The following is a 12,367-nucleotide window of genomic DNA, read 5'->3' on the forward strand; positions in this document are numbered from 1 at the left end:
ATCATAATCATTCATAAGCAGTCAAAAACATTCAAAGCAAACTACAGGAGGTTTTCGTAATGATAAAAAAACAATTCGTATTTAGCAATGGTGAAGGTCTTCACGCACGTCCAGCTTCCCAATTGGTCGCTGCCGCCACTCCTTTCAAATCAGAACTTTCACTTGAGTATAAAGAAAAGAAAGTAAACCTAAAATCTATTCTTGGTGTGATGTCACTTGGTGTCGCTGCAGGATCTACAATCACGGTGATTGCGGATGGTGAGGATGAAGGAGAAGCGATGAATAAGCTGGAGGAATTATTACGATCTGAAGGCGCAGAAGACTAATGGAAAAGATCCTTCAGGGCATACCAGCCTCCAATGGTATTTCTATCGCCAAAGCCTTTCGTCTAGAAAATGCTGAGTTGACTGTACTGAAGGAATCCATTTCAGACGTGTCAGCAGAGATAGATCGTCTGCAAAGCGCACTCTCTCATTCCCGATCAGAATTGACGACTATTCAGAGACAGACACAGGAAAAGTTCAGTGAACAGGAAGCAGCTATTTTCAGTGCACATTTACTTGTTCTCGACGATCCAGATTTAAGCGCCGCTATTACAGATACCATTCAGACGCAACACGTAAACGCCGAGTATGCAGTACAAGAGGCAGCAAACTTATACGTTTCAATGTTCGAAGCGATGGATGATCCATATATGAGAGAACGCGCTGCTGATATTCGGGATGTGACGAAACGAATCCTTTCCCATTTGCTCGGAGTCAGCATTCAATCACCCAAAGCTATTACGCAAGAGGTCGTCATCATTGCGGAAGACTTGACGCCTTCTCACACTGTTCAACTGAATCCTGAACTAATTAAAGGTTTCGTGACGGATATTGGGGGTCCTACTTCTCACTCTGCTATTTTAGCGAGAACACTAGAAATTCCAGCTGTTGTTGGAAGTAAAACTGCAATGGCTACGATTCAAAACGGCGAAATCATTATTGTAGACGGGGAAGCTGGGAGAGTTATTGTGAACCCTGACGCAGAAACATTAGTCGCTTATCAAGAAAAACAGCATGCATTTGCTAAACAAAAGGCAGAATGGCAATTACTTGCGAATGAGCCCGCCATTACGCTTGATAGTCATCGCGTTGAATTAGCAGGAAATATTGGGACACCCGACGATGTTGAAAGTGTCTTAAAAAATGGTGGAGAAGCGATTGGTTTATTCCGCACGGAGTTTCTTTACATGGGAAAAGAACAATTCCCAACCGAAGATGAACAGTTCGAAGCCTATAAAAGCGTGCTAGAACAAATGAATGGAAAAGCTACCATTGTCCGGACTCTAGACATTGGTGGTGACAAAGAATTACCTTACTTACAGCTTCCGCATGAAGCCAATCCATTCTTAGGGCTACGTGCTATCCGTCTATGTCTCGATCACGAAGAGATGTTCAGAACACAGTTACGCGCTTTATTGCGTGCCAGTATATATGGAAACTTGCGGATCATGTTTCCGATGATCACAACGATTGATGAATTCAGGCAAGCAAAAGAAATATTCTTAGATGTAAAGCAACAACTCATCAGTGAAAAAATTGACGTGAACGAGACGATTCAACTCGGAATTATGGTTGAAACACCAGCTGTAGCTATATTGGCTGACATATTTGCAAAGGAAGTAGATTTCTTCTCAATTGGTTCAAATGATTTAATTCAATATACGATGGCTGCTGATCGGATGAATGAACACGTTTCGTACCTCTACCAGCCATATAATCCATCTATTTTACGCTTTATAAAAATGATTATCGATGCAGCTCATAAAGAAGGTAAGATGGTAGGAATGTGTGGAGAAATGGCTCGTGACGAAACGGCAATTCCTATACTACTCGGGATGGGATTGGATGAGTTTTCCATGAGTGCATCCTCGATACTTCGTGCACGTTCACAAATCCAGAAACTATCTAAGGCCACCTTAGAAAATCAGATAGATCATATTCTTTCCCTATCTACCGCGGATGAAGTATTGCAATTCATCAAGAGTTTGGATAGCTAATACTACGTAATGGACCACTCTCTGAATCTAGATGATTCAAAAAGTGGTTTTTAATTTCTCCAACATTGTTACTCCACACAAATATCATGCGAACTTGACTCTCTTTTTGTACGCTTAGCCTTATAATTGAAAAGGAAGTGTGTGGCTGGTTAGTCGAAATACATCCACTATATATTTTAATTAGTCAATTTTTAGATAATACAACTTCATTAGGTTGTTACATCATCTCCCAAGCATCAGATATTCATATACTACAAAGAGCGGTGGGAGGTGAATGCTTTGAAAAAAGAAAATCATTGTAAATGTGGAGAACACAATTACTGTCAGAAGTGCCCCCAAAAAAAATGTGGTGCCAAATACTGTACCCGTTGTAGAAAAGACTTATGTAATCCGTGCTTCATGGTCCGTTTAGGCGGTTTGCAAGACGGTCTTAACTTCCGTTTGCGCCAAATGGTTTGTTGTGAGGTGGAGTTCCAAATGGAAGAAGAAATTGTAAAGGGTACTATTACTTTTGTCGGCTCTAACTTTGTCGAGATATTCGTGAACGGGAAACCAGGCGAATTGCCCGCAGACTGTGGTTGTACTGCTGATAAAAAAGGAAAGAAACAAAAGAAAGTAGAACATCCAATCGGTAATACTTTGATTTTACCAATCGACAAGATTTCACAAATCAAGACCCTAGGATGTTGCCATTCCAAGAACCCATGCAGGTAGTATAGTAATAAAAAATCAGTCTCCAATTATAGGGACTGATTTTTTATTTATCTACCACGATGTGGCCAATATTTCCAATGGCGATGATACTTTTTTCTTTATTCAACTCCAGTACAATGGACTCTTTATTCACATCCACTAGTACCCCTTCAATTAGTGACCGTCCCACTCGAACTTTTATAGTTTGCTCTTCAAACAACAGCAGATACACTGCTAACGGAATTTTGAAGAATAGCTGAATAAGCTCTGGAGAAGAGCCGACAACTTTTCCAAACTGAAATGTCAACTTCCTACGTAAACGTGGACCGATATTCAGTAAATTGGCCTCCGGTACTAGTTCAGCATAGCAGCCCGAGGATTTGACCGATTCAATCTGTTCATATGGCACGATGATTTTATAATCGTCTCGCCTTAACAGGATGAAATCAAATGCCGCCATCACCACTACTCCGGAAAGCGTTTCATCTAAAGGATTTATTATCTCTACTTCCAGACCAATCAAACCGTCAAACGCCCGTTGATACGTTTCTTGAACGGATCGGTTATCGTCAAGTGCCAGATCCAGTAATAATCTATTGGCTTCTGCGATTTTCTTGTCTACTTCCTCACGCTTTTCAGGAGGAAGACAGCTTTCTGGAGATGGCAATTCCGGATTCTCTGCCCGGCTAGGACAGCATTTTTTCGGGATGAAAAAATCCTGTTTTTCGATTTGCTTTTCCATTTGCTTTTTCATTTGTTTTTTCTTTATTCTCTTTTTACCCATTTTCACACCCCCGTTCCTTCACAAACTATTGATCTAGTTTTGGGAGATGTTTTTTAAGCTCTTCGAACACCCGCATGATCCCCCACATCCCTTGCTCGATATCCCAGCGAATGTTTCCTGATCGATACATGAAATCGCCCGAGAATCCGTTATAAGCTCCTGCACCGCCAAGCAGTTGCAAATTTCTTTTAGCACCCGCAACGTTAAATCCGACATATGATTCTGTTCGTGAATAAATATCTTTGGAATCAAATTTCCAACGGTGACCATGCAGATGGAATGTGTGCGATCTTCGTCTTTCAGCCGGTGTGACTAATCGTATTGTTACCGGGTCCCCCACATAGCTTTCGAAAACTGGAGTGGATGGGTCGCCAAAAACATCTGAACTGAATACATCATGGATTTTTGCATGTTGTCGATAACGATTGATCAGCCGCTCGCTTCGATAGTTAAAGCCTCGCGACCCTTGATCATACGTATCTAGCAAATCCTCGTCTATCTCAGGCGGAGCCAGCAAAATACCGTCCACTGGATCGAAAATGACTTGATTGTTTTGATCAAGTAGCCTGACACCATCATGCATCACAATCACGAATTCTCTCGTATCCGGCAAGTAGGGATTGCGCAAGATAACATTCGCTCCTATCGTGACTGGCTCCAGTGTATACGGATCCAAATATTCGGTTCCCCTCGGCTCAGCAATGAACGCTCCAAATGCGCCTTGCGAACGATGGTTGCGGATATCCGCCATATCCCACATACCGCACACACCGACCGCAGAATCGACATACCAGCGATACGTCCTAGACTCACCTGGACCAACTGTTTGATCGCCATTGAATCCAACTGTCTCTCCTGCAGACGTCTTAACGTCATAATCAAGTAATTGAGCATGAAGTGAGATACGTAAAGATGGTGGATAAAATGCTTGCTCCTTCACAATCGGATACGGATAGATTCCGTCCTTGAAAGGAAACAGCTCTGGTTTCAGATAGCTAGTTAACGTAACATCGACAGTGTCCCCCACGTTGCCACGTAAGATGAGCGGTACTGGTTCTTTCTTGCCGTTCTGTATAGCCTCCATATCCTCACGCAACGCAAAGATGATGGCGTCCGGATCATGATCACCGAACGAGTTATACTTGATCGAGGTTTGAAAGGCTACAACATCGTACTTTCGCAGAGGGCCCTCTACTATCTCTATAGTTGGATCCGCCGCTGATGGAGGTTTGCTACCTGTACATTTTGGCAAAGGTGTTGAACGCTCTTTCGGTTCAGGCCGATCTGGCAGTTTGATCAGTTCAGGCACTTTTTCATCAAATGCCCGAATCAGCCCCCATAACCCATTCCATAAGTCCTCCTCCGTTTCAAATGTCCATAAATAATCACCTGACCGCGGTACATTCATCTCCATCGTAAATGATTCGGATATTCCTATATGCTGCTGGTTTTCCAACCTGGAATTTAGATCTCCGCGCTCATTCGGCCAACGTAGACCATGCACATTAAAACTATGGGATTCTTCCTGTGCCCCTTGTAGCAGCCGGATTCTGATGGAATCTCCCTCATAGGCTTTAAAGATCGGTGTAATAGGATCGCCTTTTACATAAGAACTGAAACTATAGGCGGGATCGCAGTCCTTGCCTAAACGGAATTGCAACGGTTCATTTTTATAGTTCACTCCAAACAGTCCTGGATCATCTGGTGAGCCCGGGAATGGCGGAGGTGCTAATGGTTTACCATCTTTGTTGAATAAATGTGTGAAGTCCTGTGCAAATATCGCAAAATCTCTATAATCGGGAATTAGTGGATTGGTAACAGTAATTTCCGTCCCCTGATCCACTTCTTCTCCAGTCGTGGAATCGAAATATTCAGAAAAGCGCGGATGGACGACACCGGAACCGAAGACGCCGTGCTGTTGATGGGCTGACGGGAATATATGATCATGGAAAAACCATGCTTTAAGCTCAACATCTGCATAATATGAGTATCGAATCGTTTCACCGGATAGAACGGATGAATCATAGTTCCATCCGATATTTCCACCGTCATTTACGAGCACATCGAACTTCACAAAGTGGATGTGCAAACCCGCCTCGTAAGTTCGCGTAACTAATTGGAATGCGTCACCATCCAAGATATGCGGCAAACGGTTTGTGAAATTGATTTCATAGCGCGTATTACTGGATGCATGGATGACGAGCGGTTCCGGTGCTTTCTTTCCTGAACAAATATCGTCCAAATCTTCATCCAGCACAAATATTCGTCCAGTCGGATCATGCCAACCTTCTCGGTTATAAATAAGCGGAATCTCAATTAAGGAGATATTGAACTCCTTTACGGGTACACCTTCAGGACACGGGTCGGTAAAAACTGCACCCGGTCTAGGATTTGCAATTGCAGCATTTCTCTCAAGTTCAGTCAACCCTCTACCTCCAACAATACTCATTGGTGGACGAGGTGCTTTCAAACCGACTTTTCCTGGAATAAAATTCGGGAATCCAGGTTTCTGTTTAGTTGGTTTTGGCGGCACCGGTCTATCCGGTAGTGGCTTAAGTGCCTTGATCGGAACACCATTCGGATAGCACTGGTTGCCTTCTTGAAGAGTATTAAAGACACGATTCATTCCCCACATCCCTGCAGCGAAATGTGGATAAAGGTGACAGTGGATGACTGCATCACCGAAAGAGCCGTGCAAGCTGCCAAGACCGTATAGTGGCTGAATCGTGTAATGACTTTGCGGACTAATGGCCTGCGCATCGAAAATTTCAGAAGCCAAATCACTTGGATCACTGAACCATTGGTGTACGTGATAGTGGAATACATGCGTTTCTTTCACGCCGCCATGAAATAGCCGGATTTTTGCAGGGTCCCCGACATACCCCCGCAGAATCGGAGTCGATGGGTCTCCGAATACCCATGAATCATGGTGTACCTCTTCTCCCTCACAGTTTGGACAGACGACGCCTTCTGCGACTAATTGTTCTCGTCTGTTTTCTGGCTCATAGCGGTAATTAGCACCATGGAATGACTCTACTTCTTGATTGGAGAAATGATTGATTGGCGTATTACCAGTTAAATCATCTACTTCCATTTCATCTGTAAACATCCATACATACTCACGAAACGAAGGCAATAAGGGATGATGGACATCCGCATATTGTCCGCTGTTTATTGGCTTGCCTGTTTCAGGATCGGTCCACCAGGAGAAACGGCTTTGCACACATAAGCCCCCTACCAGACCATTTGAATTGGAACCGTTCTCGTCACTCGAGACATTTCCTAGATCAGAGAAGTAATAATTTCCTTCTTTCATCAAATGCAGCTTATATAAGATTTTCTCACATGGCGCTACAGTCGTTTCCTTATTGAACCCAACATTCGCTCCATCCGATTGGCAAACATCGTATTCTGCTTCCTGAAAATGCATACCTGCATGGAATGGGAGTTTATTTTCAAACAGTATTTCCACGACATCTCCTTCATTCGCCCGGATAAAGAGCGGTTGAACGAGATCAACAGGCATAAAAGGGTTTTTCTTTACGAGTTGCTTCACTTTTTCTTCGTTTTCCTTCAATACATACATCATGCCATTCGGATTGTGATCCCCAAATGTGTTTAGGACAATCCGTATAGGAATGGCTACTACGTGGTAGCGTCTTTTCACTCACTTCACCTCATCTTCTACTCTTTTAATTCCGGGATTGGCACTCCATTTTCTGTTTCGATATAGAATACTTCAATGGTGTCTATATGAACAAACCATGTTTTCCCTTCCAATGCCGGGATAGATGTTGTCTGAACTTTCATTTCCACAATATCATCCACTACACTAATAATTTCCCCTATGAACATAAACGGAAAGGCTTCCGTCAGGATCAATACTTTTTTGCCTATGTTCTGGCTAAAGTGGACAACGATTCCCTCTTCCCGAACAATATTGATTGGCTGACATTCATTTTGCTGCGTCATGCATTCAACTCCTTTTTAAGTTAACGGAAAGACTAGATCACAAGGTACTTCTGTCGTAAATGACACGATTTTCTCCAAAGGTATACTCAGTGGTGTCGGGAACTTATAAAAAGGAGCATTCACCATTTTGACTGTAACTGGCGTTAAGGTTAGATGCCCTAGACCCACTTCAGAAACTGTACCGCAAAAAATTGGACGGAATACTTGGCCTAGTAGATTAAGCTGCACTGCCTTTGTAATGATAAGAACTTCCTGATCTATCAATCCTGAGAAATCATAGGATTGAATCTTTTCTTCATTTTTCACTATTTCTGCCTCCTCTAACTTTTCCACCAAATGATTGGAGCAACGTTCTCATCTCTTTTTTCCAAAAGGAAACTAGAGAGAGAGTAGATACAATGCGAATTTCCACTAAAGGAATCTTGCGTACTGCGCCGAAGCTCGTAAGCAGTAACTCGCTCTTTGTCGTATTCATGATCTTTCCGCTTACGGTTTCATTACTCAAAACGGCTTCCACTCTCGTACCTTTCCATGAAAGAAAGTTGGTCCGAAAGGATTCTTCAAAAAACTGTTGGACGAGTGTTTCTCTTTTGTTAACCGTTTCGCCAAATCGAAGTGTAAGATTTTTTTGCAACTGATTATCATACAGGTGATGCTGATGCGTATTGGAATAGGAAGGAAAACCAAATGGGATATTTGCTGTTTCAATATAAGTGTAGGGGATCCATATTCGTTTCTGTAGATTCGTCAGCATGACAAAATCTCTGCCGATTGCTGCGACTTTACCTTCTGTTTCCAAACAGCCGTCCATCTCATCGAGTGACGTAATGACAACTTGCTGATTTCGTTTGCCTTTGAAAAACTTTTTGAGTGTTAATGATTTCCTGAGAGGTTCATGAATTCCAGCTATCTTAAATAAATTTTTCTGGCCGATATAATCTGTCAAAACTCTAGTTTGTTCTTCCGGTCCGTTACTCGTTGGCGAGGAAAAAGCAGGATTTCTATGAAATTGCTTTATAAGGTTCACCTCCTTACTACCATTCCCAAAGTACTGCTAGATCTATTTGATGAGTTGTTGTAAATGATTAGCGATTTCTTTTATTTCTACTTTATTATTCCTTGTCGCCATATTATGGTGTGCTCGTATCAAATCCTGATCATCAACAATATACATAGACGTCGAATGCGTAACGAATCCATCTTCATTTTTGTCGTAATAAAAATTTAGGTATTTTGAGAACTCTTTAGTCGATTCTTCTGTACCTCTGAAAAACAACCAGTTAGGGTCTTCGATATTAAATAATTCTTTGTAACGCACTATTTTTTCTTTCGTATCGTATTCAGGATCCACGGTGATCGCTATAATAAAGTACTTATCTTGGGTGATTCCTCTACCTTCCATTTCCTCCTGCAAAGCGGTTAGATCCCACATTGTAGTCGGACAAACATCGGGACACTTTGTGTAGAAAAATGTGACAAGCTTCGGTTTGCCCTGGAAGTTTGTCTCGTTCCCACCCACTTCTGTAAACGGCCATTCCGTTACTTCCCCAATTTTCGGTAGTTCCACTGCCTTTGACCACACGGCGTATATAAACACGGAAAATATTGGCAACATCAATATGATGATGAACTTTTTCACTACTGTTCTCCTCTCCTGCCCAAATGATCTTCACCCTCTCATAGAACGGCGGATGAAGAAACAAACCAACGAATGAGAAAAGGCAATAAATATAGTGATGGTGAAAAGATTACTCGCAATCAATGAATTAGAGTCAAGGGGTATATTACAAAGCGCAGGATTTTTCAACACTGCACCAAGCATCATACCCATGACACCTCCTATCACGCCGTTATATAGACCATTTAATGAAGCTGGTGCTTTAATAAGCGAGCCGAATTGCCAACCGATAAACACTCCTAGAAATACGGGCAATAAATAAGTAGCGATTTGATCTTCCGGTAACAATAATTCGAAGTACAATGCTGTTGCGAAGGAAGAAATGGACGCAATTGCCATACAAATCGTTTTTGTGAATCGGTCGTCAAACAACAATCTTTTTTTCCTCACTACTCGATAGTTGACTAATATTTCACCAACACACCACATCAACAGCAAGATGATAAGTAGCATAGCCCCCTTCACGCCCTTTTAATAGAAATGAACAAAACACCTAAACTACCGATGAAGAAAGCATGTAGAAACCAGATAAACAGCATTTGCATCTCCAAAACCGTTCCAATCATTGGTGCCATTAGCCCGACAATCAGACCATTTGTCAAACCAGTCACAAACGTCTGATAATCAATCAACAAGCCAAACCAAGCTCCAACTGCTCCTCCGATAATTGCCGAGAGTAATGTAATATACGTAAAGTGAAACGGCATATGCGTGATTAATATGATTCCAAACAATAAAGCAGCCATCCCGCCCATAACCATGCTCATATTCATACCTAAATGAAAACCAATCAATTTCCTCATTTTTCGAATGTACATATAAAAGCCAATGATCAAACAGATGTCTGCATACAATAAAAACAGCAAGATCGACTGTTCCATAGGTCACCTCGAAATAGCATATGGAAGAATTGAGACAAATGTAACTTGTCTGTCAAATATTAGGGGGAATTGGGCTGCATCCTTTTAATTCCACTATTTAGTAAACAATAAGCGAAGATTTCACTGCCGATTACTCATCACACAAATATCATGCGAACTCGCTTCACGTTTGGTACACTTAGAGATGTAGTAATTTTAATAAGGGAAGTGTTTTTATGGTTGGACGTAACGATCCATGTCCATGTGGCAGTGGCAAGAAATATAAAAAGTGTTGTGAACGAAAAGATGCGGTGACAGTTGAAGATTTATTGACTGATGAAATGGAGCACTTATTGCAAACGTTTTATGATATTCATCCAGAGCGACCTGATGTACCGGCGTTCGTGGAATTCGCAAATACATGGAAGTCTTCACTAAATAGTTATTTACCACAAGAAATGATTGAAACGATTGCACTTGACGAATTCTTCTTTCATCAGCGGAGAGATATTTGGGACGACTATTTGGCAAAGCAGAAAAAGAAGCATATTCGCCCATCTATTCTGGAACTACTTGATAGATGGTCAGAGCCGCGAGTTTTTGTTGGTGAAGTAACCGCTGTCGGAGATACATATTTAACAGCTACAAGTATTCTGGGTGATGAAACAATAGAATTGTGGAAAGAAAGTGATAAGCCTGTTCCCGTTGGTGTGCACTTCTATTGCTTCATACTTTCCGATGGGACGTCTGAAGGTAATTATCTAGCAGTTTCAAGTTTAATTTTCTTCCCGACTGATCATTCGGAAGCAATTAAAAAGTTTGCTAAATCACTTGCGGATACAGAAAATCCTTCTCTAAAAGACTCGATCATGGAATTCTGGATTGCGCTTGGAGAAAGTGGCTATACCGGAGATGAGTTTACGGAATTTGAAGCAGGCGTTATCGAGTCAGCTAATGAATTTTTAATGCAACATAACCGAGAATCGAAAGCGTTACTGGAAGTGCTCGAAGACTTCTTAGTAGATGAGCAGCCAAAAGCGCGTAAGAAACTCGCCATCGCGGCAGGTGCAATCCGCTATGGACAAGAGAATACATTTTTCGAACCACTTGATATGACATTAAAAGAAATTGCAGAAGCGTTTGATGTTTCTACTTCTTCTATGAGTAAATATGCGAAAGATCTAGCGGAATATGCTCGCGACAAAAATTAATTGATATAAGGAGTTACGAACATGGTACTATCACATTCCCGTTTATCAGATGCATGGGAAGCGTATGAAGATGTAGACTTGCACGGTAAACAAATTCTGTCGAGTATTGAATTCACGACGACCTATTTATGCAATATGCGTTGTGAACATTGCGCGGTTGGATATATGCTACAACCGAAAGATCCACAAGCATTACCGATTGAGCTGTTGTTACAGAAATTGGATGAGATCCCCCACTTGCGGACGATTAGCTTAACAGGTGGCGAGCCGATGTTTTCGAAGAAATCTGTTGAGCAGTATGTCGTACCGTTATTGCAGTATGCACATGCGCGCGGAGTTCAGACGCAGATGAATTCAAACCTAACTATGCCTATTGAACGGTATGAAGTAATTGCACCGTATTTGAATGTCCTGCATATTTCACATAACTGGGGTACAGTGGATGATTTCATAGACGGTGGGTTCGCTCGGATGGAACGCAAGCCGCCACGTGAACGTCGTGCAGCACAATTCGCTCGAATGATCGAAAACAGCCGCGCGCTATCGGAAATGGGTGTCATGGTTTCAGCGGAAACGATGCTGAACCGCAGAACATTACCTCATTTACAGACGATTCACGAACAAATCGTCCATGAGATGAAATGCGGACGGCACGAAATACACCCTATGTACCCTAGCGATTTTGCATCCTCACTAGATGTGTTAACTTTAGACGAAACACGTACAGCAATGCTCGATTTGCTGTCATATCGTAATCCACAAACTTGGATGTTGTTTGGTACATTGCCATTTTATCATTGCAGTAATGACGCGAGAGACCATGAATTATTCGCTAAACTTGCAGCAAGTGAAAATGTCACAGTACGGAATGATCCAGATGGACGGTCCCGGTTGAATGTCAATATGTTTACCGGTGACGTGATCGTAACAGATTTTGGAGATGTCCCCCCACTAGGGAATATTCAAACCGATCATTTGACCGATTTATACGATAAATGGCAACAACACGCGCTAGCGAAAAGCGTGAGTTGTCACTGTCCTGCAGTGCGTTGTCTCGGACCCAATTTACTCGTTAAAGATGCTTATTATCAAAATATAGATTTTTTGAAGCGACAGCAAAGATAAGTA

The 12,367-nt window shown here is 42.0% G+C and carries 13 protein-coding genes; 5 read left to right on the forward strand and 8 right to left on the reverse strand.

What is annotated here, in order from left to right:
- The first annotated feature begins 59 nt into the window (after nucleotides 1–59).
- The 3 genes from SporoP17a_RS03630 to SporoP17a_RS16690 all read left to right on the forward strand — a co-directional run bounded on the left by SporoP17a_RS03630 (nucleotide 60) and on the right by SporoP17a_RS16690 (nucleotide 2,755).
- Complete coding sequence (locus SporoP17a_RS03630) at nucleotides 60–326, forward strand: HPr family phosphocarrier protein (RefSeq protein ID WP_083032553.1); 267 nt, start codon at nucleotides 60–62, stop codon at nucleotides 324–326.
- Entirely contained in the window at nucleotides 326–2,041 is a 1,716-nt protein-coding gene (ptsP, locus tag SporoP17a_RS03635; RefSeq protein WP_083032555.1) for a phosphoenolpyruvate--protein phosphotransferase, read from the forward strand. Before SporoP17a_RS03630 ends, ptsP begins: the two co-directional genes overlap by 1 nt.
- Before the next feature lie 279 nt (nucleotides 2,042–2,320).
- Nucleotides 2,321–2,755 (forward strand): hypothetical protein, encoded by a 435-nt coding sequence (locus tag SporoP17a_RS16690; RefSeq protein WP_156890517.1) that lies wholly within the window; start codon nucleotides 2,321–2,323, stop codon nucleotides 2,753–2,755.
- Nucleotides 2,756–2,798: 43 nt separating this feature from the next.
- Here SporoP17a_RS16690 and SporoP17a_RS03645 read toward each other — a convergent pair whose 3' ends face one another.
- Genes SporoP17a_RS03645 through SporoP17a_RS03680 form a run of 8 tightly spaced genes read right to left on the reverse strand, consistent with a single transcriptional unit; the run spans nucleotide 2,799 to nucleotide 10,049 of the window.
- Nucleotides 2,799–3,518 (reverse strand): hypothetical protein, encoded by a 720-nt coding sequence (locus SporoP17a_RS03645; RefSeq protein ID WP_029052775.1) that lies wholly within the window; start codon nucleotides 3,516–3,518, stop codon nucleotides 2,799–2,801.
- A 25-nt stretch (nucleotides 3,519–3,543) separates the two neighbouring features.
- Nucleotides 3,544–7,185: a copper oxidase gene (locus SporoP17a_RS03650; protein WP_083032561.1), complete on the reverse strand. Its 3,642-nt coding sequence runs from the start codon at nucleotides 7,183–7,185 to the stop codon at nucleotides 3,544–3,546.
- A gap of 17 nt (nucleotides 7,186–7,202) precedes the next feature.
- On the reverse strand, nucleotides 7,203–7,490 hold the full coding sequence (locus SporoP17a_RS03655) for a hypothetical protein (protein ID WP_083032564.1): 288 nt from the start codon (nucleotides 7,488–7,490) through the stop codon (nucleotides 7,203–7,205).
- Nucleotides 7,491–7,505: 15 nt separating this feature from the next.
- A complete protein-coding gene (locus SporoP17a_RS03660; protein WP_083032567.1) occupies nucleotides 7,506–7,796 on the reverse strand; it encodes a hypothetical protein in 291 nt (96 codons plus the stop codon).
- On the reverse strand, nucleotides 7,786–8,517 hold the full coding sequence (locus SporoP17a_RS03665; RefSeq protein ID WP_083032571.1) for a hypothetical protein: 732 nt from the start codon (nucleotides 8,515–8,517) through the stop codon (nucleotides 7,786–7,788). Before SporoP17a_RS03665 ends, SporoP17a_RS03660 begins: the two co-directional genes overlap by 11 nt.
- Nucleotides 8,518–8,550: 33 nt before the next feature.
- On the reverse strand, nucleotides 8,551–9,129 hold the full coding sequence (locus SporoP17a_RS03670) for an SCO family protein (protein ID WP_083032575.1): 579 nt from the start codon (nucleotides 9,127–9,129) through the stop codon (nucleotides 8,551–8,553).
- 30 nt (nucleotides 9,130–9,159) lie between these two features.
- Nucleotides 9,160–9,621 (reverse strand): hypothetical protein, encoded by a 462-nt coding sequence (locus SporoP17a_RS03675; protein WP_083032578.1) that lies wholly within the window; start codon nucleotides 9,619–9,621, stop codon nucleotides 9,160–9,162.
- 8 nt (nucleotides 9,622–9,629) lie between these two features.
- Nucleotides 9,630–10,049: a hypothetical protein gene (locus SporoP17a_RS03680; RefSeq protein WP_083032580.1), complete on the reverse strand. Its 420-nt coding sequence runs from the start codon at nucleotides 10,047–10,049 to the stop codon at nucleotides 9,630–9,632.
- Between the two features lie 215 nt (nucleotides 10,050–10,264).
- On the opposite strand from SporoP17a_RS03680, the gene SporoP17a_RS03685 reads away from it, so the two are divergent.
- Both SporoP17a_RS03685 and yfkAB read left to right on the forward strand, forming a co-directional pair.
- Entirely contained in the window at nucleotides 10,265–11,239 is a 975-nt protein-coding gene (locus SporoP17a_RS03685) for an SEC-C metal-binding domain-containing protein (RefSeq protein WP_083032583.1), read from the forward strand.
- Nucleotides 11,240–11,260: 21 nt separating this feature from the next.
- The gene (gene yfkAB / locus SporoP17a_RS03690) at nucleotides 11,261–12,364 is read left to right on the forward strand and encodes a radical SAM/CxCxxxxC motif protein YfkAB (protein WP_083032586.1); all 1,104 of its coding nucleotides are present in this window, start codon (nucleotides 11,261–11,263) and stop codon (nucleotides 12,362–12,364) included.
- Nucleotides 12,365–12,367 lie beyond the last annotated feature (3 nt).

This window comes from Sporosarcina ureae, from assembly GCF_002082015.1.
Lineage (GTDB): Bacteria > Bacillota > Bacilli > Bacillales_A > Planococcaceae > Sporosarcina > Sporosarcina ureae_A.